The 20,829-nt window shown below is 61.4% G+C and carries 21 protein-coding genes and 1 tRNA gene; 9 read left to right on the top strand and 13 right to left on the bottom strand.

Features of this window, described 5'->3' with window-relative positions:
• Window positions 1-30: 30 nt before the first annotated feature.
• Window positions 31-570: a DNA starvation/stationary phase protection protein Dps gene (dps, locus tag IE123_RS11795; RefSeq protein WP_189518432.1), complete on the top strand. Its 540-nt coding sequence runs from the start codon at window positions 31-33 to the stop codon at window positions 568-570.
• A gap of 105 nt (window positions 571-675) precedes the next feature.
• On the opposite strand, the gene kdgK is transcribed toward dps, so the two are convergent.
• The gene (gene kdgK / locus IE123_RS11790; RefSeq protein WP_229819728.1) at window positions 676-1,602 is read right to left on the bottom strand and encodes a 2-dehydro-3-deoxygluconokinase; all 927 of its coding nucleotides are present in this window, start codon (window positions 1,600-1,602) and stop codon (window positions 676-678) included.
• 119 nt (window positions 1,603-1,721) lie between these two features.
• Between kdgK and IE123_RS11785 the strand changes: the two genes are divergently transcribed.
• The 3 genes from IE123_RS11785 (at window position 1,722) to IE123_RS11775 (ending at window position 3,390) form a co-directional block, all read left to right on the top strand.
• On the top strand, window positions 1,722-2,387 hold the full coding sequence (locus IE123_RS11785; RefSeq protein ID WP_189518430.1) for an HAD family hydrolase: 666 nt from the start codon (window positions 1,722-1,724) through the stop codon (window positions 2,385-2,387).
• A gap of 91 nt (window positions 2,388-2,478) precedes the next feature.
• A complete protein-coding gene (locus IE123_RS11780; protein ID WP_189518427.1) occupies window positions 2,479-3,198 on the top strand; it encodes a DUF2076 domain-containing protein in 720 nt (239 codons plus the stop codon).
• Between the two features lie 102 nt (window positions 3,199-3,300).
• Window positions 3,301-3,390: transfer RNA gene (locus IE123_RS11775), tRNA-Ser, on the top strand.
• 121 nt (window positions 3,391-3,511) lie between these two features.
• Here the strand turns inward: IE123_RS11775 and IE123_RS11770 are convergent.
• The 3 genes from IE123_RS11770 to IE123_RS11760 all read right to left on the bottom strand — a co-directional run bounded on the left by IE123_RS11770 (window position 3,512) and on the right by IE123_RS11760 (window position 5,923).
• Window positions 3,512-4,033 carry a copper resistance protein NlpE gene (locus IE123_RS11770; RefSeq protein WP_189518425.1) on the bottom strand — a complete coding sequence of 174 codons (522 nt, stop codon included), beginning with the start codon at window positions 4,031-4,033 and terminating at the stop codon, window positions 3,512-3,514.
• 102 nt (window positions 4,034-4,135) lie between these two features.
• On the bottom strand, window positions 4,136-5,428 hold the full coding sequence (locus tag IE123_RS11765; protein WP_189518423.1) for a sensor domain-containing diguanylate cyclase: 1,293 nt from the start codon (window positions 5,426-5,428) through the stop codon (window positions 4,136-4,138).
• 273 nt (window positions 5,429-5,701) lie between these two features.
• On the bottom strand, window positions 5,702-5,923 hold the full coding sequence (locus tag IE123_RS11760) for a hypothetical protein (protein WP_189518421.1): 222 nt from the start codon (window positions 5,921-5,923) through the stop codon (window positions 5,702-5,704).
• Between the two features lie 358 nt (window positions 5,924-6,281).
• On the opposite strand from IE123_RS11760, the gene argC reads away from it, so the two are divergent.
• The 5 genes from argC to IE123_RS11735 all read left to right on the top strand — a co-directional run bounded on the left by argC (window position 6,282) and on the right by IE123_RS11735 (window position 11,850).
• Window positions 6,282-7,238 carry an N-acetyl-gamma-glutamyl-phosphate reductase gene (gene argC, locus IE123_RS11755; RefSeq protein ID WP_189518419.1) on the top strand — a complete coding sequence of 319 codons (957 nt, stop codon included), beginning with the start codon at window positions 6,282-6,284 and terminating at the stop codon, window positions 7,236-7,238.
• Window positions 7,239-7,308: 70 nt separating this feature from the next.
• Window positions 7,309-8,124 carry an ion transporter gene (locus tag IE123_RS11750; RefSeq protein ID WP_189518417.1) on the top strand — a complete coding sequence of 272 codons (816 nt, stop codon included), beginning with the start codon at window positions 7,309-7,311 and terminating at the stop codon, window positions 8,122-8,124.
• Window positions 8,125-8,236: 112 nt separating this feature from the next.
• Window positions 8,237-9,814 carry a glucose-6-phosphate dehydrogenase gene (gene zwf, locus IE123_RS11745; protein WP_189518414.1) on the top strand — a complete coding sequence of 526 codons (1,578 nt, stop codon included), beginning with the start codon at window positions 8,237-8,239 and terminating at the stop codon, window positions 9,812-9,814.
• Between the two features lie 222 nt (window positions 9,815-10,036).
• Window positions 10,037-11,206: a zinc-dependent alcohol dehydrogenase gene (locus tag IE123_RS11740; RefSeq protein ID WP_189518412.1), complete on the top strand. Its 1,170-nt coding sequence runs from the start codon at window positions 10,037-10,039 to the stop codon at window positions 11,204-11,206.
• Window positions 11,207-11,274: 68 nt separating this feature from the next.
• The gene (locus IE123_RS11735; protein ID WP_189518411.1) at window positions 11,275-11,850 is read left to right on the top strand and encodes a hypothetical protein; all 576 of its coding nucleotides are present in this window, start codon (window positions 11,275-11,277) and stop codon (window positions 11,848-11,850) included.
• Window positions 11,851-11,907: 57 nt separating this feature from the next.
• Here the strand turns inward: IE123_RS11735 and IE123_RS11730 are convergent, their stop codons facing one another.
• The 9 genes from IE123_RS11730 to IE123_RS11690 form a co-directional block, all read right to left on the bottom strand.
• Window positions 11,908-12,864: a cyclodeaminase gene (locus tag IE123_RS11730; protein ID WP_189518410.1), complete on the bottom strand. Its 957-nt coding sequence runs from the start codon at window positions 12,862-12,864 to the stop codon at window positions 11,908-11,910.
• A gap of 29 nt (window positions 12,865-12,893) precedes the next feature.
• Window positions 12,894-13,988, bottom strand: a complete 1,095-nt coding sequence (gene eutB / locus IE123_RS11725) for a hydroxyectoine utilization dehydratase EutB (RefSeq protein ID WP_229819727.1) — start codon at window positions 13,986-13,988, stop codon at window positions 12,894-12,896.
• A gap of 29 nt (window positions 13,989-14,017) precedes the next feature.
• A complete protein-coding gene (locus IE123_RS11720) occupies window positions 14,018-15,484 on the bottom strand; it encodes an NAD-dependent succinate-semialdehyde dehydrogenase (protein ID WP_189518409.1) in 1,467 nt (488 codons plus the stop codon).
• A 292-nt stretch (window positions 15,485-15,776) separates the two neighbouring features.
• Complete coding sequence (locus IE123_RS11715; RefSeq protein ID WP_229819726.1) at window positions 15,777-16,757, bottom strand: ABC transporter substrate-binding protein; 981 nt, start codon at window positions 16,755-16,757, stop codon at window positions 15,777-15,779.
• An 87-nt stretch (window positions 16,758-16,844) separates the two neighbouring features.
• On the bottom strand, window positions 16,845-17,519 hold the full coding sequence (locus tag IE123_RS11710) for an ABC transporter permease (protein ID WP_189518408.1): 675 nt from the start codon (window positions 17,517-17,519) through the stop codon (window positions 16,845-16,847).
• A complete protein-coding gene (locus tag IE123_RS11705; protein WP_189518406.1) occupies window positions 17,519-18,154 on the bottom strand; it encodes an ABC transporter permease in 636 nt (211 codons plus the stop codon). Before IE123_RS11705 ends, IE123_RS11710 begins: the two co-directional genes overlap by 1 nt.
• Window positions 18,151-19,311, bottom strand: a complete 1,161-nt coding sequence (locus IE123_RS11700) for an ATP-binding cassette domain-containing protein (protein WP_189518404.1) — start codon at window positions 19,309-19,311, stop codon at window positions 18,151-18,153. The genes IE123_RS11705 and IE123_RS11700 overlap by 4 nt, the downstream gene beginning before the upstream one ends.
• Before the next feature lie 75 nt (window positions 19,312-19,386).
• A complete protein-coding gene (locus IE123_RS11695; protein ID WP_189518402.1) occupies window positions 19,387-19,890 on the bottom strand; it encodes a cupin domain-containing protein in 504 nt (167 codons plus the stop codon).
• 87 nt (window positions 19,891-19,977) lie between these two features.
• Window positions 19,978-20,694 carry a gamma-glutamylcyclotransferase gene (locus IE123_RS11690; RefSeq protein WP_189518400.1) on the bottom strand — a complete coding sequence of 239 codons (717 nt, stop codon included), beginning with the start codon at window positions 20,692-20,694 and terminating at the stop codon, window positions 19,978-19,980.
• Window positions 20,695-20,829: the final 135 nt, after the last annotated feature.

The raw sequence follows: 20,829 nt of genomic DNA, 5'->3' as shown, positions 1-20,829 counted from the left end.
TTCACTGATCTCGACAAAAGGATGTGACTCATGAGCAGTGCAACAACACGCAATATCAAGGAAGCCAACCAGAAAGCCGCGACGAAGCTCTATCCGACGCGCAACGATATTCCCGAAGGCGAGCGCGAAAAGGTCGTGGCCATGATGAACGCCCGCCTGGCCGAACTGATCGACCTGGCACTGGTGATCAAGCAGGCGCACTGGAACCTCAAGGGCCCGCAGTTCATTGCGGTACACGAGATGCTCGACGGTTTCCGCAGCACCATGGATGCTCATGTCGATGAAGTGGCCGAACGTCTGGTGCAGCTGGGCGGTACGGCGCTGGGCACGGTACAGCTCGTCTCCCAGAATACGAGCCTTGCAAGCTACCCGGCCGATATTCATCGCATTGAAGATCATCTCAAGGCACTGGCCGATCACTACGCCGGTGTAGGCGCCACGGTGCGCAAATCCATTGACGAAGCCGACGAGCTTGGTGATGCCGACTCCTCTGATCTGCTGACCAGCGTCTCGCGCACGCTCGACAGCAACCTGTGGTTCATCGAGGCCCACATGCAGGAAGGCGCCTGAGTTTCAGGCCTGTCGTGACGGCCACCCTGCCGTCGCGTGCAAAAAGATAACGGGAGCGCTCCCTGAGAGCGCTCCCGTTTTTTTGATACACAATCAGCCTTTAGCTCAGGGCATGTCAGGCATGTATTGAGCATCAATAATGGCGCCGCGATGGCCGATCACGGTGCCAGCCAGCCGGTGTCCCCAGCGGGCGGCCTGTTCCACATCACCGCCGGTCAGACGGCAGGCCAGATAGCCGGCGCTGAAGGAGTCCCCCGCCGCGGTCGTATCCACCACCTTGTCGACACGCTCACCGGCTACCTCATGGCGCCTGCCTTCATGTTCGATGAGACAGCTTTCGGCACCGCGCTTGATCACGATCTCGCTGACACCCTGCTCATGATAAAAATCAAACAGGGCCTCGGGCGTTTCAAAACCAAACAGCGCCTGGTCATCCTCAAAGGTGACAATGGCCAGATCCACCTGGGCCAGCAGGGCTTCGTGCGCCTGGCGGGCGTCATCGACGTCCGGCCAGAGCCTGGGGCGGTAGTTGTTGTCAAAGACAACCCGTACGCCGCGCTCGCGCAGTGCGGGCAGCCCCGCCAGCAGCCGCTCGCGCCCCTCGCCGGTCAGAATGGCCAGGCTGATGCCGCTGAGATAGAGCGTGTCGCAGTGTGCCAGACTCTGGAGCAACTGCTCGCCTTCCTCGCCATCGAACATGAAGCGGGCTGCGGCCTCGCTGCGCCAGTAGTGAAAGCGCCGCTCGCCTGCCTCATCGGTTTCGATGAAATAAAGCCCCGGCAGACGCGACTCAAGGGTTCTGACATTGTCGGTGCCCACGCCTTCCCGGGCAAAGCGCTCACGCATGGCCTGGCTGAAGCTGTCGGTGCCCAGCGCCGTGACGTACTCCACCTTCAGCGATGAGCCTGCAAGGCGGGCCAGATAGGCCGCCGTATTGAAGCTGTCGCCACCGAAGGTCTGATGGACGGACTGCCCTGGCCGGCCGTGCATTTCGATCATGCACTCACCCATAAGCGCGATGGTTGCTGACAAGATGGTTCTCCCTTTGCATTGTGTTTTGCGACGATGCACCCGAAGCTGGTATGACTCAAGCAGCCCCGATACTTTCCACACCTCATGACGTTCCCAAGAGAACAGCTTCAGGAGCCCCCATGGCACGCATCAGATGTCTGATTTTCGACTGCGACGGCACGCTGGTCGACAGTGAACCCCTGCTGGCCGACGTCCTGGCCCAGACCCTGCCCGAGGCGGGTCTGCCCTTTACCGCCAGCGATTATATGAACGAATTCCGCGGCGTGGTCTATGCCCATATCGTGGCGGCACTGGAAAAGCGTTACGGCGCCGTGGACGAGGCGCTGAAAAAGGAAACCGAAACGCGCATGCGCGCCCGTCTGATGGAAGGTCTCAAGGACAATCTGCAGATCATCGCAGGTATCGAGACGGCCATGGAGACGCTGGCACCGGACTATCTGTGCTGCGTGGCCTCCAACGGCCCGCTCAACAAGATTCGACAATCCATGGAAGTCTCCGGACTCGGGCGCTTTTTCGGCGATCATCTCTTTTCAGCCTATGAAGTGGGCCACTTCAAGCCTGACCCGGGCCTCTTTCTGCACGCCGCCCGTGCCATGGGTGCAGCACCGGAAGAGTGTCTAGTCATTGATGATGCCCCGGTGGGTGTGACCGCGGCACTGGCCGCCGGTATGCAGGTGGCCCATATCAATCATTTCCCCGATGAGGAACAGACGCCGGAACGCGCGCATGAACTGCTCCACATGAAGGATCTGCCGGCGCTGGTGCACACACTGAATCAGATCTGATTCGGGCACCATGGCGCCTGGCGGTGGTCAAAGCCATTATTGCCCCCATGTATTGTCAGACTCATGTATTGCCGGATCAGGGAGAAAACCGATGGCACGCAGCGAACAGGAAGTGATCGACGGGCTGTTTTCCCGCCTGAAGGAAGCCGAGGAACAGACCGGCGAGCGGGATGCCCAGGCGCAGGAGCGCATTGATGCCCACGTACGCGACCAACCCGGCGCGCCCTACTACATGGCACAGACGATTCTGGTACAGGAGGCCGCCATCAAGCGTCTCAACGCCCGCATCGAGGCGCTGGAACAACAGAAAAGCGAGAAGCGCAGCAGCGGCGGCTTTCTGGCCGGCATCTTTGGCGCTGGTCAGAATGAAGAAAGCCCCACCGAGCGGGGCCGGCGTGCGCCAGCCTCATCAGGACGCGCTGCCGCCAGTGGCCCGGGCCAGAACTGGCAGACCAACGGCCCGGCCGGTGGCATGCCCGGCAATGCCATGCGGGGCGGTGGTGGCTTTCTGGGCGGCGCCCTGCAAACGGCGGCGGGTGTTGCCGGCGGCGTGGTGCTGGGCAACATGCTGATGAACATGTTCGAAGGTCACCATGGCGAAGGGATGGCAGATGCCATCGAAGACCCGGTCGGTACCGATCATCAGGATGATCAGATGGCCGGCGACGACACCGGTGGCGATCAGGGCGGTTTTGAACCGGCCAGCCACGATGAGCCATCCGATGCGCCTTATGACGATGGCGGTTTTCAGGATGACAGTTCGTTTTTCGGCGGTGATGCGGGTGGCTTTGACGATTTCGACGAGCTCTGAGTCCGGGAGCTCCCGGGTCAGTCCTGGTCAGGATGTGCATTCTGCCGGCATCACGGCGGGCATGGACAAACCGCAACGACATCAGTACCATATGGCGCCTTCGGAGAGGTGGTCGAGTGGTCGAAGGCGCCGGTCTCGAAAACCGGAGTGGGTTCGCGCCCACCGAGGGTTCGAATCCCTCCCTCTCCGCCAGACATGAAAAACCGGTCCTCGTGACCGGTTTTTTTGTGCCCGGCTTCCGCCTTTCTCCAAACGCCAGACATGAAAAACCGGTCGTGATGACCGGTTTTTGTACGCCCCTGGGCTGCGAACGCTACCCCTGATAGGGCATGGACTGCGCCGCCGTGCCGGAAGCAGGCTGTACCGGCTCGGCCACACGACGCAGTTCGATATTTTGCGTAGTGTTGATCGGCTGGCCGTTGCAGTTCAACTGACGCAGGCGGTCATTGCCGATCACCTGAAAACTCATGCAGCTTTCATCGTTTTCGGGATCAAGCTGATAAATGACGGCCTGCGGGTCAACCGGACTGCCGCGCGTGACCACCCAGTCACCCGAGCGCGTCTGAACCTCACGTGCTGCGTCGCTACCCGGATTGTCGCGGCTCAGATAGCGCTGCTTGAGCGTATAGGTCGCGCCAAAGCCGGTCATGCCGGAAGACACAAGCGTCAGCTGGGTATCGATACCCTCACAGTCAGCACAGGGCAGCACGCCCTGCCAGCTTTCGGCCACGGACATGACCTGCGGTGCCGATGACACTTCCGGCTGCTGGCTGCAGCCACCCAGTGCCAGACCTGCTGCTGCCAGCATGATGCCGCTGGAAAAAGCTCTTTTCATGACGCGCCCCCGTTTGCCTTTATATGTCGTGATCCATGCAGGGCCCTGACCACGCATGGTTATAGGCAAACGTAGTCGAGCCGCATCAAACTGTCGTGACCTTCAGGAGACGATTCGATCACGTCCGCGTCCCTTGGCCTGGTAAAGCTTTTGATCCACCATCTCAACCAGTGCGTTGCTTTTCAGGCCCCGCCCATTGACGATGCCGGCCGAGAAGGTCACCTGCAGCCCACGCGGACTGAGATACTCAAGTGCCAGCGTATGGCGCAAACGCTCAAGGGCTTGAAGCGCACCGGCCAGATCGATTCCCGGCAGGATCAGCATGAACTCTTCCCCGCCCCAGCGCACCAGAATATCGCTGGCACGCAGCTGACGTGACAACACCTCGGCAAACTGCTGAAGAACCTGATCCCCCACGGTGTGGCCGTAGTCATCATTGACGCGCTTGAAATGGTCGATATCCAGCAGGGCCACGCTGATATCCATACTCTGACGCTCGGCCTGCTCAAGGGCAGCCTCGAGACTGCTGATGCCAAACCGGCGATTACGAATACCGGTCAGCTCATCATGGGTGGCGAGATACTCAAGGCGCACATTCTTTTCTTCCAGCGCCATCTCAAGCTTTTTGCGCTCGCTGATATCCACCAGAAAGACCACATCCCGTGGCCGGCCATCCTCGCCCTCGATGCGCACGCTTTCGACAATGACCGTATGGCGCTCACCGTTGCGTGCCACCAGCGCACACTCGCCAAAATGCTGGATATGGCCATGATGCCTGCCCTGCGCGCCATACTGCTGGCGCAGCAGATACTGATGGCTGCTGTAGGGCACCACCATCGAGAAGGGCCGACCGATCAGCTCGTGTTCTTCGTAGCCATGAAAGCGACAGTAGGCCGGATTGACCATCTCGAAACGACCATCTTCCGTCAGCACGCAAATGCCCATGGGTGTGGCATTGATGATGCTCGAGATGCACGCCTGGCTGCGCCGGAGCTCTTCATGCTGAAGGATCTGCTGGGTACAGTCCTGCAGCACAACCAGTACCCGCCTCGCTTCATTGTCGTCCTTCAGTCGACATCCGGTGAGGCCGAGCGCCATGCGTCGCCCGCAGCCATTGAAGCGAAGCCAGCGCACGCGAGGAGTCTGCCCCTGGCCGGCAGACACATGATCAAGATGCCAGTAATGCGCTGGATGACCATCATCTCCATCGGGATACCATTGCCAGGGCTCCTCTTCCTCCAGAGGCGCGAAATGATTCAGCAGGGTCCTGGCGGAATGATTGGCACCTTCAAGCGTGATGCGCTCACCACACCGGTAGATCAGTGCTGCGATATTCAGCCTATCGAGAGCCTCGATGGACGGGCAGTCGTCGGTGGAGGAAAGACAATGATTCATCTCGTGATGATTACCTTTTGTTACATTAATCGCGCTCATGTTCACATTATGAACATCGTGGTCCCCTCGCTGCCTGTTCAATCAATGCATTAATCATTCTCGATATGAAAAATACATTGCAAAGGGTGCAAACGGCACAATTCACATGGGCGGGAGACGTACAAAGGCATGAAATAACCGGACCAAAAACGAAGGAAGGAATAATGAAAGGAGACGTTCTTTACCAGCCAAAAGAATGAGCAGGCAGGCCCTGAACAGTGCCTGCCCGTCTGATCATATGCGCGACAACACGGGGTCGTTGTGTTGTTGATTAAAAATATAATCCTGACGACCATCCGTCTTGCATACCTTGACACTGCCACGCATTTCCAGCGCTCTCTTTTCAGCCCATTGGGCAGCAGTTCGCTTGGTATAAAAGCGTTTGATGGTCTGGTTCCTGTCATCACAAACCAGCCAGCGACCGTTTTGTTTTTTTACCAGATAGTTGAAAGACATCGTGACCTCTCCCTGGCAGCGTCATGTCCGTTATTGTCAAACAGCCATCCTTACCGTTTCCAAAGGCAGGTTCTTCATTTGCAGGAATTACTATAAGTCACCCCTCACGTTTTGCCAGATGCTTTTTATATCAAGGGCCCAATGGCCGGCCCAACAGGGAAATTCCCTGATGCCCTTTACAGATAATGACCCTTCTGGAGACTGCCATCGGCTGCTGTTCAAACATGACCCATCACCGAACGCCGTATGCCGCCGCCGATGGGTCACGCGGGGCTTTCCTCGGGTGCATGCACGTCCTGAAGGCGTACAATGACACCAACCAGCGAATTCGACTCACTACTCCCATGCGAGGTAGACCATGACATTCAGGGTATTCGTGGATGGCCAGGAAGGTACCACCGGCCTGAGAATTTTTGACTATCTGCACGCGCGGCAGGATATCGAACTGCTGCGCATCGACAGCGAACGACGCAAGGACAAGACCGAGCGGGCACGGCTGATCAATCAGGCCGACGTGGTCTTTCTCTGCCTGCCGGATGACGCCTCTCGCGAGGCCGCCGCGATGGTCGATAACCCTGATACCTGCCTGATCGATGCCAGCACCGCCTTTCGTACCGATCCCGAGTGGACCTACGGCCTGCCGGAACTGACACCGGGTCAGCGCGAGCGCATCCGGGCCAGCAAGCGCATTGCCAACGTGGGCTGCCATGCCAGTGCCTTCATCATGCTGGTACGTCCGCTGATCGAGGCAGGCCTTTTGCCGACGGACTACCCCTTCTCGGCCTTTTCATTGACGGGCTACAGCGGTGGCGGCAACAAAATGATTGCCGAGTATGAAGCCGACCAAAACGGCGCGCTGGATGCTCCTCGCCCCTACGCCCTGACGCTTTCCCACAAGCACCTGCCGGAAATGCGCCTTCATGGCGGCCTTGAGCACTCGCCGGTCTTCACCCCGATTGTGGGCAACTTCCTGAAGGGGCTGTCAGTCAATATTCCGCTTCAGCGCTCGCATCTGCCCGAAGGTACCAGCGTTGAAAGCATTACCCGTGCATGGCAGGCCCACTACGATGGCGCCCCTTTTGTACACGTGATGGCACCGGGGGATAGCGATGCCCTGGAAGGCGGGTTTTTTGACGTGACGGCCTGCAACGATACCAACCGTGTCGATCTGTGTGTCTTTGGCAATGAAGAGAGACTCGCGCTGGTCGCCCGCATGGACAACCTGGGCAAGGGTGCCGCGGGTGCTGCCGTGCAGAACATGAACATCCATCTGGGGCTGGAGGAAACCACCGGGCTGGCGCGCCGGCTCGGCTAGCCCCCCATCTCCCGGTGTGGCGAGCACCCGCCGGGAGACGATTCATGTTCAGGCATCGTGGGAACGTTCAATGACAGAGCGCGTCACTCCCTTTCAGCTGTTCATTCTGGTGCTGTCGATCTACGTCATCACCGCCATGGCCGTCAGCATACTGCTGACACTGCCACCGGAGCTTTCCCGCCTGCTGCAGTACATGGACTATATCGTCTGCCTGTTCTTTTTCATCGATTTCTGTCAACGCTTCATTCGCGCCGAAAGCAAGCTGGCCTACATGCGCTGGGGCTGGATCGACCTGCTGGCCTGCATCCCGGCCGGCTTCTTCCAGGGCGCCCGCCTGTTTCGCGTGGTGCAGGTGCTGCGCGTGCTGCGTGCGGTCAAATCGATGGAGATGATCTGGCAGCTGTTGTTTCGCAACCGCGCCGAAGGCGTGTTCGCCTCGGTCGCCACCGCCACGGTACTGCTGGTGGCCTTCGGCGCCATTACCATGCTGATGGTGGAAAGCCCCCACCCTGAAAGCCCGATCAATACCGCAGAAGAAGCGCTCTGGTGGGCAATCGTGACCGTCACCACCGTAGGCTACGGCGATTTCTATCCTGTCACGACCCTGGGACGGGTTGTGGCCGTCATGCTGATGATCGGGGGCGTGGGTCTCTTTGGCAGCTTTGCTGCCTATATCAGCTCGATCTTCATCGCCGATGACAGCGAGCGAGAATCCCGCGAGGCGCGCGCCCAGCGTGACATGACCCGTGCGCTCCATGAGCAGATCCGTGAATTGACCAGCGAAGTGCGGGAGCTGCGCACTCGACTCGATCAGCTGCATGACGCTCCCGAGTCTCCTTCCCGGCGACACTGCGATGACGAAAAACGCTCTGACCAGCCGCCTTGACGCAGGCTTGAGATGCCCCATGAGGCATAACGTCATATTTGCATTACGCTTTATGAAAAGGGAGCGACCCGCTGCCCCCCGTCCATACGCAAGCGATGCATGAGGCAAGCCCATGACCCAGACCGACAGTCAGCAGCAAAAGGCTGCCCCGCCAGCCGACGACACCACCATGTTCATCTTTGGCGCCAGCGGCGATCTGGTAAAACGCCTGCTGGTGCCATCGCTTTACAATCTGGACCGCGACGGCCTGCTGGATCAGGGCATGACCATTGTCGGGGTCGATATTGCCGAACACGATGACGAAAGCTTTCGCAAACATCTCAAGGACTTCATCGCCGACAAGGCAGCGGACAAGCATGCCGAGGGCGGCGGTCAGGAACTGGATGAGGAACACTGGCAGGATTTCGCCCGGCGCATCCATTATCTGCAGGGCGATTTCACCGAATCAAACGTCTTTGAACAGATCAAAGGCCATATCGAACAGGCCGACAGCGACAACGCGCTGTTCTACTGCGCCACCGCTCCGCGCTTTTTCGGCGACATCGCTGAAGGCCTTGGCAAGGCCGATCTGATGCAGGAAGGTGACAACCGCTACCGCCGCCTGGTGGTGGAAAAACCCTTCGGCCATGATCTCGAGTCGGCAAAGGCGCTTAACGCCCAGCTTTTAGAGGTCATGAAGGAAGAGCAGATTTATCGGATCGACCACTTCCTGGGCAAGGAGACCGTGCAGAACATTCTGGTCGCCCGCTTTGCCAACGTGTTGTTTGAGCCCTTCTGGAACAATCACTACATCGATCACATCCAGATCACGGCTGCCGAGACCGTGGGTGTTGAACAGCGCGGCAGCTTTTATGAAAAAAGCGGCGCCATGCGCGACATGGTCCCCAATCACCTCTTTCAGCTGCTGGCGATGATTGCCATCGAGCCGCCGGCCGCCTTTGGCGCCGATGCCCTGCGCAGCGAAAAGGCCAAGGTGCTGGGTGCCCTGCGCCCCTGGCCGCGCGATGAGGTAAGAAAGAACTCGGTGCGCGGCCAGTACCGTGCCGGCCAACTCAACAATGACGATGTTCCCGGCTATCGGGATGAGCCCAATGTGGCAGAAGACAGCAATACCGAGACCTACGTCGCCATGAAGATGATGGTCGACAACTGGCGCTGGGTGAACGTGCCGTTTTATCTGCGCACCGGCAAGCGGCTGAGTGCCCGCGATACCGAAATCGCCATCTGCTTCAAACCGGCCCCCTATGCCCAGTTTCGCGGCACCGACGTTGAGCGCACGGCCTCCAACTGGCTGATCATCCAGATTCAGCCCAATGAGGGCATGTGGTTCGACTTTCAGGCCAAGCGCCCGGGGCCGGAGCTTGAGATGGATACCGTCAAGATGGGCTTTGCCTACAAGGACTTCTTCGACCTGCCGGCCGCGACCGGCTACGAAACCCTGATCTATGACTGCCTGACCGGCGATCAGATGCTGTTCCAGCGCGTGGACACGATCGAAAACAGCTGGCGCGCCGTTCAGCCCTTCCTCGATGCCTGGGCCGAGGATGACAGCGTGGAAGGCTACGACGCCGGCTCCGAGGGCCCGCAGAGTGCCCATGATCTTCTTGGTCGTGATGGCCGCGAATGGCACAAGATCGGCGAGGTCACAGGTCCCGGTGTCGCACCAACGCCGGGCAGCCTGCGCCGATAATCTCATCGAGTGTCCTGCGAAGGCCTGCCGGGCCTTCGCAGCGCCTGCGCGTTCTGACACGTCCCCATTGTCACTTTCTTATCAGGGGTTAGTGAGCCTGCTGCCTGCCCACCTTGTCGAAACACCTCTCGCTGAACCAGGTTAAAGGGACGCCTCTTTTCCTGGGCACTGCACGATGCAGTGTCTGTCCCTCAGCATCCGTCCTGACCCGGAGGTCACGACATGAAAGCACTCTGCTGGCACGGCAAGAATGATGTTCGTTACGACACGGTACCCGACCCCACCATCGAGGATGCACGCGACGCCATCGTCAATGTCAGCAGCTGCGCCATCTGCGGCTCCGACATGCACCTGTATGATCACTTCATTCCGGCCATGGAATCCGGCGACGTGCTGGGTCACGAGTTCATGGGCGAGGTGATGGAAGTCGGCAGCGAGACGCGCAATCTCAAGGTCGGCGACCGGATCGTGGTGCCCTTTACCATCACCTGCGGGGAATGCGAGCAGTGTCGTCGCGGCAACTTCTCGGTCTGCGAACGCTCCAACCGCAACCGCGCACTCGCGGACACGGCCTTCGGTCACGCCGGTTCCGGGCTGTTTGGGTACTCACACCTTACCGGCGGCTACGCCGGCGGCCAGGCCGAATACGTGCGTGTGCCCTTTGCCGATCACACCCATATCAAGGTGCCGGATACGCTCACCGATGAGCAGGTACTGTTTCTCGGAGACATCTTCCCCACCGGCTGGCAGGCCGTGGTGCAGTGCGACATCCAGCCCACCGATACCGTGGCCATCTGGGGTGCCGGCCCGGTGGGTCAGTTCTGCGTGCGCAGCGCCATCATGCTGGGCGCCGAGCAGATCATCATGATCGACAACGTCCCCGAGCGGCTGGCCATGGCCCGCGCCGGCGGTGCCACCACGATCAACTTTGATGATGAAAGCGTGCTGGAGCGGCTCAATGAGCTGACCCGCGGCAAGGGCCCCGAGAAGTGCATCGATGCGGTAGGCCTTGAAGCCCATGCCACCCGCTCGCTGGACAGCGTCTATGACCGGGTCAAGCAGGCCGTGATGCTGGAAAGTGATCGCGCCCATGTACTGCGCGAGATGATCTATGTCTGCCGTCCGGCCGGCGTGATCTCGATTCCGGGCGTCTACGGCGGGCTGGTCGACAAGATTCCAGTGGGGGCGCTGATGAACAAGGGCCTGACGGTGCGCACCGGTCAGACCCACGTCAAGCGCTGGGCCGATGACCTGCTGGCGCGTATCGATGATGGCCAGATCGATCCGTCGTTTGTCATTACCCACTCGATGGGACTCGACCAGGGGCCGGACATGTATAAAACCTTCCGGGAAAAACAGGACGGCTGCATCAAGGTGGTGCTCAAGCCCTAATCCCTGGTTCTCCTTCAAAAGGCCCCTTTTAAAAGGCATACCTGTCAAAAGACAGAGGAGACGCTTGCATGACGACATCGCATCATCTGTCCGCCAATCCGGGCAACCATGGCGGCCCGCGCTCGATGGATGCCAATGATCGCCTGGCCCGCGTTATCGGCTGGGCCGGCGTGGGTCTGGGGCTGGCGGAGCTTTTCATGCCGGGACGTATTACGCGCTCGCTGGGCATCGAAGGTCATGAAAACTGGGTGCGCGCCTGTGGCGTGCGCCAGATCGTGACCGGGCTGGGTGCCCTGAGCGACAACCCGGCGCCGGCCCTCAAGCTCCGAGTGGCCGGCGACGCGCTGGATCTGGCGGCGCTGGCCTGGGTGCGTCGCGAGCCGCACGCGCATCACGGCAACATTGATCGCGCCATGCTGGCCGTGGGGGCGTGCACGGCACTGGAAGGCTGGTGCGCCGGCAAGCTGCATCGCCGCCATGACTACATGGGCGGCGTCACGCCTGACTACAGCGACCGCTCGGGCTTTCCAAAACCGATCGCGCAGATGCGCGGCATTGCCAACGATTTTGAAACGCCCGCGGACATGCGCGCAGCCCTGCCGATGCCACGCTATCAACCCGGTGAGCCGCGCATCACTGGCTGATCCGGTCGGTCATCCGCCCTGTCGCCACATCCGGCCGGCACGGGGCGGCTTTTGGGCTCAAGGCGCCGGGGTCAGATGCGACAGCGCAAACCCGGCAATCGCCGTATCCTGCACGCCTGTACCGGTCAGATCGCACACCGTGATCTGATCGGCTCTGTTGCGTGGCGACTGACTAGAGGCAATCACCTGCCCCAGCTCCCGCACCTCAAAGGGTGGCGTGCTGCCGGCCCAGGCCTTGAGCTCGCCGTTGGTCTCGCTCTGGGCGCGGGTATCGGCCACGAATACGTCGGCACGCGTCATGACCGACGCCTCCAGCTCGCGCTTTTCCGGACTGTCCGAGCCCATCGCGGTGACATGCACGCCCATGGGCAGATGTGAGTCATCAAGCAGCGGCGATTTCGACGGGGTGGTGGTGACAATCACATCCGCCTGGCGACAGGCACTTTTGATATCGCTCTGCACGTTGACGGTGAGGTCAGGAAATCTCGCTCGCATGCGCTCGGCATACGCGCTGGCGCGGTCGGTATCGCGCGCCCACACATCAACGGTGTCGATGTCGCGTACCAGTTTCAGGGCGGCAATCTGCAGTTCGGCCTGCACGCCGGCACCGATCACGGCCGCGCGACGGCTCTCCTCTCGTGACAGATGCTTCGCCGCGATGGCGCCCGCCAGCGCGGTGCGAATATCAGTGAGATAGCCCTCGTCAAAAAGCACCGCCTCGACCAGTCCGGTTTTCGCCGAGAAGACAATCATCAACCCGTTGAGACTGGGCAGGCCGATGGAGGGATTATCAAAAAAGCCGGGGCTGACCTTGATGGCGAAGCGATCATTGCCGCGAATGTGAGCCGTCTTGACGTCGACCTCGCCGTTGGACTCCTCGATCGCCATGGAAAGAATCGGCGGCTGCACTACCTGCCCCTGGCCGAGCGCGCGAAAGCCGGCTTCCACGGCTTCAAGCGCTGCCTGGTCCAGCGTGACGACGTTCTGAATCTGCGTGCGGTTGTAAAGCTCCATGCCCGCTCTCCGTGTCCTCAAATGGTGGTTCAAGCATCAGCCATGTTTTTGGCCCGCTGCCAGGTGGCCATGTCCACACCGTTGCCCGAGACAATGAGCGCCACGCGCTCACCGCGAATGTCGATGGCGTGCTCCTCGAGGGCGGCAAGGCCAACGACCGCCGCCCCTTCCACCAGCATCTTTTCGACTTCCAGAAAGTGCACCATGGCGGAGGCGATGGCGCGCTCGCTGACCTGGCAATGATCGGTCATCACCTCGCGCACCAGTGCCAAGGTGCAGCGGTTTTCAAGGCCGATGCCGCCGCCGAGCGAGTCCGCCAGCGTTTCGACCTCCTCGACGGCGACCGGGTGGCCGGCGGCCAGGCTCTCGATCATTGCCGCGCCTTTCATCATGCTCACGCCGGTGATATGCACCCGCGGGTTGATCGAGCGTACGGCGCGGCCGATGCCGCCCAGCAGTCCGCCACCGGACAGGCCGATCAGGACTCGATCCAGCTCGGGGACGTCTTCCATCAGCTCAAGGCCTATGGTGCCCTGCCCGGCCACGATCAACGGATCATCGAAGGGTTCGATCAGCGTCATACCCTCCTCACTAACCAGCCGATGCGCTTCCACGAAGGCATCATCCTGGCTGCGCCCGACTGTTCGCACCTCGGCGCCCAGCGCCTTGATGGCAGCGACCTTGTTGGGCGGCACCAGCTTCGATACGCAGATGATCGCCCGCGCCCCCAGCCGGGACGCCGCCCAGGCGACCGCCCGGCCGTGGTTGCCGGTCGAGGCCGTGGTCACGCCGCGTTCAAGCGTCGCCTCATCCAGCGCGGCAATGGCGTTGAGCGCGCCTCGCAGCTTGAAGGCGCCGCTGGGCTGCAGGGTTTCGAGCTTGAGATGGACCTCGGCATCAAAGCGGCGTGAGAGCGCCACGGACTGGATCAGCGGCGTTCGCGCCGCCTGTCCCGCAATCCGGGCGCGGGCGAGATAGATGTCGTGCAGGGTGACAGGGTCGCAGATCATGAGGCTCTCGGTCGGTAGAAGGCGAATGCGCCACGGCGGTGTCTCACTCTGGAAACGTTCACCCTGGCGCATGGCATGACGCGCTTCAAGGCGCGCCTGTAAGCGCTGCGACATCGTTTCGGCTGATCGCCATGGAGGCGGCCTCAGCTCCCTGACGGGCCCGGCATGTTGCCCAGACAGAAGTACTTGGTATCCAGATACTCCTCCAGCCCCTGGGCGCCGCCCTCGCGACCGAGCCCCGACTGCTTGACCCCGCCAAAGGGAATCGGTGCGCCGGTCATCTTCAGCGTATTGATGCTGACCATGCCGTATTCGAGCCCGCGCATCATTTTCCAGAGGCGCTTGACGTCGTTGCTGTAGATATAGGCCGCCAGCCCGTACTCGGTGTCATTGGCCGCCGCCACGACCGCCTCGTCGTCATCAAAGGCGCATACGCCCGCCACCGGCGAGAAGGTCTCCTCGCGAAAGACGCGCATCTGCGGGGTGATGTCGGCCAGAAGCGTGGGCACAAAGAAGTTGGCGCCCGGTGCCATCGACTGATTGCCGGCCACCAGCCGTGCGCCCTTGTCGAGGGCATCATCGACGATGGCCTGCGCCGTCTCGACAGCGCGACGGTGGATCAGCGGGCCGATATCGACCTCCATCATGCCGCTGCCAACCCGGAGTGCCTTCATGTGCGCGGCAAAGCGTTCCAGAAAGCGATCGTAAATGCGCCGATGCACGAAGATGCGATTGGCGGCCAGGCAGTCCTGCCCGGCGGTCTGAAACTTCGCCGCCACCGCATCGCGGGCGGCATCCTCGACACCCACATCCTCACAGACGATAAAGGGCGCATTGCCGCCCAGCTCCAGCGACATGCGTTTGACGCTACCGGCACTCTGGCGCATCAGCAGCCTGCCCACCCGAGTGGAGCCGGTAAAGGAGACCGAGCGCACCCGATCATCGCTACACAGCACCTCGGAAACCGTCGCCGGCTCGCCGGTCACCACGTTGAACACGCCCGGCGGGATGCCGGCGCGCTCGGCAAGCTCGGCCAGGGCCAGCGCCGTGAACGGCGTCTCGTTGGCCGGCTTGACGATGACAGGACAGCCGGCCGCCAGCGCCGCGGCCGCCTTGCGGGTGATCATCGCCAGCGGAAAGTTCCAGGGCGTGAACATCGCCGACACGCCCACCGGCTCCTTGAGCGTGCCCAGCATGGCATCGGGAATATGGCTCGGGATCGTCATGCCATAGGCGCGACGTGCCTCTTCGGCAAACCACTGAATAAAGCTGGCCCCGTAATCCACCTCGCCGCGGGCGTCGTTCAGCGGCTTGCCCTGTTCCAGCGTCATGAGATGGGCCAGATCCTCGCGATGCTCGAGCAGAAGCTGATGCCAGCGGTGCAGATGGCGACCACGCTCATCCACCGACAGCGCTCGCCAGCCGGCAAAGGCGCCTTCGGCCGCGGTCACGGCACCGGTGATCTGCTCGGCGTCCAGCAGCGCACAAAAGCCCAGGGTTTCACCGTTGGCCGGGTCCAGTACGGTTTCATCATGGTTTCTGGCGCCGGCCGTCCATTGTCCGTCGATATAGGCCAGTTGACGGAAAAGGCGCGGGTCGTTGAGCTGCATGTCACCTCCTGAACGCCTGAGCGTCGTGGATGCCCGTCATGGAAAGGCACGTCATGAAAAGAACCGTGACAACAGTGCAGCCGCACTCCGTCACGCGACTTTCAGAGTGACAGACCCTGCGATCAGGTTTTTTCTGTCCCGCGCCTCCCCACCGGGGATTTTTTTCCTTATGAGTGGTGCAACCTGGCGTTTTTTCGGGCGATGACGGTGCAGACTCTGATAAAACTGCGGCCGGCGGACACAAAAACGCCGCCCCGAAGGCGGCGCTGGCAGACATCAGGCTGGAGATATCCTAGTGCGCGTCTACGCCCTGCTGGATTTCCTGCATGTGTTCATCCACCCACTCACTGGCGACCTGCGCCGGGTCTTCCTTGTCGATCTCGACGCGGTGGTTCATGGCCTGTAGATCTTCCGTGGTCAGCGCGGCTGATACGCGATTGAGGCTGTCACGCATCTCATCGGTCAGCGCCTCACTGCGGGCGATCGGCACGATGTTCTGAGCCGGCTCCAGATTCTTGTCATCACGTAGTGCGACCCAGTTGTTTTCAGCGATCGCTCCCTGGGAGGAGAACATGCGCGCCACGTCGATATCGCCATTGGCCAGCGCGCCACGGGTCAGCGGCCCGCCGGCATCGAGGGAGCGGAAATTGGCAAACTCGATGCCATAGACCCGCTTGAGCCCGGGGAGACCCACATCACGGGTGCGCGTTTCCGGTGGCGCGCCGATGGTCAGCTCACCGGAGACCGGCGCCAGATCGGAAAAGGTTTCAAGGTTGTATTTCTCGGCCGTCTCACGCGTGACCACGAGCGCGTCGCGATCTTCTGCCGGCGAGGCGTCCAGCGCCTCGAGCCCGTCAGGCAGGACGTCACGCAGGGCCGCCATGACATCTTCCTCGTTGCGGGCGTCGGCATGCGCCTCATCCTGATCGAGATAGGTCATCAGCGCGCCGGTATAGTCCGGCAGCAGATCGATTTCGCCATTGGTCAGCGCCGGGAAGACCACCTCGCGCGAGCCCAGATTGAGGCGCGTACTCACATTGACCCCATCCCCTTCAAGCACATCCGCGTAGATGTTGGCCAGAATCAGCTGCTCGGGGAAGTTGGTCGAGCCAATGGTCAGGCTTGCCTGATCATTGCCACCGGTCTGGGTGGTGTCATTGCCGGCAGTGTCATCATCGCCGCCGGAGCAACCCGCCAGCCCGACCAGCGCCAGCGCGCCCAGTCCCAGCTTCCAGCTGCTGCCCATCTTCATCATCCCGATCCCTTTTGTCATGACACTCATTCCCTTGTTGGTCGTCGTGGGTCTCTCGATTCTGGCCCAGACCGGCGCCTCATGCATCCTGCCATTGCCCTCATGGCGTTATTGCAGTCCTTTGGCCGTGATCAGCTTCTGAAGGCCTGCAAACAAAAGTTCGGTGGCCATGGCCAGCACGGCGACCAGAATCGCGCCAACCAGTACCTGGGCGAGATCGCGCACGGCCAGGCCATCGATCAGATAGCGCCCGAGCCCGCCGAGCCCTACATAGGCGGCAAGCGTGGCCGTCGACATGACCTGCACGGCAGATGTTCGCACCCCGGCCATGATCAGCGGCATGGCGATCGGCAGCTCCACCTGCCACAGCCGTTGCCAGCCGGTCATCCCGAGCGCCACGGCCGCCTGACGCACGGCCGGGTCCACCTCGCGCATGCCCACGAAGCTGTTGGTCACCATCGGGGGGATCGCCAGCGCGACCAGCGCCACGATCACCGGCATCACCCCAAAACCGGCCAGCAGAAAGACCAGAATGATGACCCCGAAGGAAGGGATGGCGCGGCCGATGTTGGAAATATTGATCGCCAGCAGGCCGCCGCGTCCACTGTGTCCCAGTCCGATCCCGACAGGCAGCGCGATGGCCGCCCCGATCAGCGTCGCGATCACTACATAGGTGATGTGCTCGGTAATGTGCGCCAGGATGCTGCCCGGGCCCTGCCAGTTCATCGGCTGGGAAAAAAAGTCGATCACCCCCGCCAGCAGGCTCATGACATCGTTATTCATCAGCGCACTCCCCGCTGCCATGGGGTCAGCCAGTACTGTATGCCCACCAGCGCCAGATCCACCGCGACCGCCAGCATCACCGACAGTACAAAGCCGATGACCAGGGGCGTGGCAAAGCTCAGGGTAAAGCCGGTAATGAAGAGCTGCCCCAGCCCGCCCTGCCCGATCAGCGCGGTCACTGTCACCATGCCGATAATGGTCACCGCTGCAATGCGAATGCCGGCCACGATCACCGGCAGCGCAATCGGCAGTTCCACGGTAAAGAGCCGCCGGGCCGGCGTATAGCCCAGCGCCCTGGCCGCCTCGCGCACGCTGGGCGAGACGCCACGCAGCCCCTGGACAATATTGCGAAAGAGGATCAACAGCGTATAGATCGTCAATCCGATCAGCGAGGTGGCCATCGAAAGCCCGGTAAAGGGCATCAGCAGAATGAACAGCGCCAGAGAGGGAATGGTGAACATCACCCCCGTCACGGCCAGCGACGGGCCGTAAAGTCTTGGCCAGCGCACCGCCAGCAGTGCCAGCGGAAAGGCAATCAGAAAACCGAACAGCAGCGCGAGCCCCACCAGCTGCACATGCTGCAACAACGCCGCCGTGATCTGGTGCGTGTTGGATGCCACCCAGCCCCAGTTCATGACAGCCGCCTTGTCAGCTGTAGCTGATCAATCACGCCCATGTAGCGCCCCTGGGCGTTGAGTACCGGCATGACCTCGCCCGGGGAGCTGATCAGGGCATTGAGCGCGCTGCGCAGGTTGTCATGCAGATACAGACGATGACGCCAGGGCTTCAGGGAAAGCGAGTCAATGCGCGCCCGGTCATCGGCCTGCTTGAGCGTGTCCCAGTCCAGCCACCCAAGCGGCGCGCGCTGCTCATCGAGCACCACAATGCCCCCACTGCCGGCCTGCTGCAGATAGCTGCGTGCCCGCGCCACGATCTCGTCTCTGGGTGCCGTAAGCCCGGCATCCAGTTCCAGACTGTCCAGACGCTCCAGCGCCAGCCGCCGCAGCTCACGATCGGCACCGATGAAATCGACCACGAAGTCGCTGGCCGGTGCCGACAGCAGCTGCGCCGGAGTATCAAACTGGGCAAGCCTGCCGCCCTGGGCAAAAATGGCCACCCGATCGCCCAGCTTCATCGCCTCGTCGATGTCATGCGTCACCATCACGATGGTCTTTTGCACCCGACGCTGCAGGCTTAAAAACTCCTCCTGCAGGTGCGTACGTACGATGGGGTCGACCGCGGCAAAGGGCTCATCCATCAAAAGAATCGGCGGGTCGGCGGCCAGCGCCCGGGCCAGCCCCACGCGCTGCTGCTGCCCGCCGGAGAGCTGATGCGGATAGCGCTCAGCGAGCGCTTCATCAAGGCCCACCAGCTCGACCAGCTCTGCGACCCGCTCGCGAATGCGCTTTTTGCCCCAGCCCAGCAGGCGCGGTACCACGGCGATGTTGTCGGCAATTGTCTTGTGGGGAAAAAGTCCCGAGTGCTGCATGACATAGCCGATCTGGCGGCGCAGCCGGGTGGCATCCACCGACATCACATCGCGATCACCGATCAGGAGCTGGCCTTCGCTTAGCGTCTCCAGTCGATTGATCATGCGAAGCGTGGTGGTCTTGCCACAGCCCGAGGGGCCGACCAGCACGGTCAGCTCGCCCGCCGGCAGGGTCAGGTCCAGCTTGTCGACGGCCACCGTGCCATCGCCATAGCGTTTGGTGACCCCTTCAAACACGATGGCACTGCTGTCGTGGGTATCACGATCTTCCGCGCTGGCGCGTTGGCGATGGTCATTCGTCAACGGCGTATCCTCTTGAAGTGAACAAACGCTCCCCGGGCAGGCAGCGCGCTATTGTCATGACGCCATCGACATGGCTCAGCTCCAGTCGCTGGCCACACCGCCGGCCTCTCCCGCTACCGGATCAAGCGAAGGTCGTGACACCGACGCGATGCGCTGTCGCACGGCAGGCGTGTTGTCGCCGCTGCGGCAGATGTCCCAGTCTCCTTCTCCGCGCGGATACCCTGCCGTCAGGGCAAAGTCGTTGCTGGCGCTGATGCGACAGTGGCCGGTCCCGGCCGGCAGCACGATGACATCGCCGGCGCTGACCTCGATGTTCTCACCCTGCTCACCGCCCAGCCTTAGCGTAGCGGCACCGTCATACACGCCCAGCACCTCATGGGCCGTGCTGTGAAAATGATGATAATCAAATACGCCACCGCGCCACTGGGCGGGCCAGTCGTTTTGCTCGAACAGGGCCTCAAGGGTCTCCACCAGCGATTGCCCGTTTTCTGCGGTCATGCCGCGATAGAGCAGCGTGGGATAGCCGCTGTTGGGAATGTTGCCATCATCGCGAAAATAAAGTGTCTGCGGCGTTTTCATTCATGCTCCCGGGCATCGGGCCTTGATTGGCCATGTTCCTGAAGTACAGCAGGAAATCGATCGCCATGCGATAAATATGCGTGAACCCTAACGAGAACGGCTCGTGCGATTGTAGGCATGCACGGCGCGTTGAATGCGACCCAGATAGGCATCCTCGATGCCCAGGTCGCGCAACCCGCCGACCGTGTTGTCCAGATATTCAAGACAGCTGCCCAGCACGCCGTGGGCCGTGGCCAGTCGGCCCACGATGTCGGCGTCCGACAGTCCGGGCAGGTAGCGCGGGTGTTCGGGGTTGGCGATAAAGGCAATGCCCGGCAGCTCGCCCTCCTCGGTGGCCAGCGTCACCCAGCGCGGCATGTAGGCACCGGTGATCATCTCGCGGCGCCAGACCAGCAGCAGCTCATGCTCCAGACGTTGCTCGCTGACCCGCAGCGCCATGCCTTCGCTGTCGCCATCGGGCACCAGCGCCAGCATCAGCCCCGGGCATTCGGGCGTGCCGCGACCGTGCTCAAGGTTCAGGCAGAAGTCACGATGATAGCCCTCAAGGCGCACGCGACGGCGCTCCTCGATCTCGATACACGGATTCCACACCAGCGAGCCATAGGCGAACAGGTAGACGCCATCGATCTGTTCGCTGCCGGATGGACGGTGAGAAAGCATGTCATTGATTGAATTGCGAAAGCTGTCGTTGGAGACCAGCGGCTCCTGCGGGTGATGCTTCTCGTAGTGGGCGCGCAGGCGGTCGGCCTCGAGTACTTCGCGTGTCATGGCCAGCGGTCTTTCATCGTCAGGCTGTTCGTTCATCGAGCACTCTCGCTTGTGACAGTCGTCTCACAAGCCTAACGCGACCGGGCCCTGAAAACGAAAGCACATGTCATGACAGCGCCCCGGGTCTGTCCATGCCGGCGGTATGACAGGCCCCGGGGTGTCGGGTATCAG

Source organism: Kushneria pakistanensis (assembly GCF_014652795.1).
GTDB classification, from domain to species: Bacteria; Pseudomonadota; Gammaproteobacteria; order Pseudomonadales; family Halomonadaceae; genus Kushneria; species Kushneria pakistanensis.
This window is presented reverse-complemented; position numbering and strand designations above follow the sequence as displayed.

Coding starts and splice junctions, on each gene's coding strand:
- IE123_RS11750 (WP_189518417.1), top strand. CDS start 7,309: ATGACAGAGCGCGTCACTCCCTTTCAGCTGTTCATTCTGGTGCTGTCG.
- zwf (WP_189518414.1), top strand. CDS start 8,237: ATGACCCAGACCGACAGTCAGCAGCAAAAGGCTGCCCCGCCAGCCGAC.
- argC (WP_189518419.1), top strand. CDS start 6,282: ATGACATTCAGGGTATTCGTGGATGGCCAGGAAGGTACCACCGGCCTG.
- IE123_RS11780 (WP_189518427.1), top strand. CDS start 2,479: ATGGCACGCAGCGAACAGGAAGTGATCGACGGGCTGTTTTCCCGCCTG.
- IE123_RS11695 (WP_189518402.1), bottom strand. CDS start 19,890: ATGAAAACGCCGCAGACACTTTATTTTCGCGATGATGGCAACATTCCC.
- IE123_RS11740 (WP_189518412.1), top strand. CDS start 10,037: ATGAAAGCACTCTGCTGGCACGGCAAGAATGATGTTCGTTACGACACG.
- IE123_RS11705 (WP_189518406.1), bottom strand. CDS start 18,154: ATGAACTGGGGCTGGGTGGCATCCAACACGCACCAGATCACGGCGGCG.
- IE123_RS11765 (WP_189518423.1), bottom strand. CDS start 5,428: ATGAATCATTGTCTTTCCTCCACCGACGACTGCCCGTCCATCGAGGCT.
- IE123_RS11720 (WP_189518409.1), bottom strand. CDS start 15,484: ATGCAGCTCAACGACCCGCGCCTTTTCCGTCAACTGGCCTATATCGAC.
- IE123_RS11690 (WP_189518400.1), bottom strand. CDS start 20,694: ATGAACGAACAGCCTGACGATGAAAGACCGCTGGCCATGACACGCGAA.
- IE123_RS11710 (WP_189518408.1), bottom strand. CDS start 17,519: ATGAATAACGATGTCATGAGCCTGCTGGCGGGGGTGATCGACTTTTTT.
- IE123_RS11760 (WP_189518421.1), bottom strand. CDS start 5,923: ATGTCTTTCAACTATCTGGTAAAAAAACAAAACGGTCGCTGGCTGGTT.
- dps (WP_189518432.1), top strand. CDS start 31: ATGAGCAGTGCAACAACACGCAATATCAAGGAAGCCAACCAGAAAGCC.
- IE123_RS11785 (WP_189518430.1), top strand. CDS start 1,722: ATGGCACGCATCAGATGTCTGATTTTCGACTGCGACGGCACGCTGGTC.
- IE123_RS11715 (WP_229819726.1), bottom strand. CDS start 16,757: ATGACAAAAGGGATCGGGATGATGAAGATGGGCAGCAGCTGGAAGCTG.
- eutB (WP_229819727.1), bottom strand. CDS start 13,988: ATGTCGCAGCGCTTACAGGCGCGCCTTGAAGCGCGTCATGCCATGCGC.
- IE123_RS11730 (WP_189518410.1), bottom strand. CDS start 12,864: ATGGAGCTTTACAACCGCACGCAGATTCAGAACGTCGTCACGCTGGAC.
- IE123_RS11770 (WP_189518425.1), bottom strand. CDS start 4,033: ATGAAAAGAGCTTTTTCCAGCGGCATCATGCTGGCAGCAGCAGGTCTG.
- IE123_RS11735 (WP_189518411.1), top strand. CDS start 11,275: ATGACGACATCGCATCATCTGTCCGCCAATCCGGGCAACCATGGCGGC.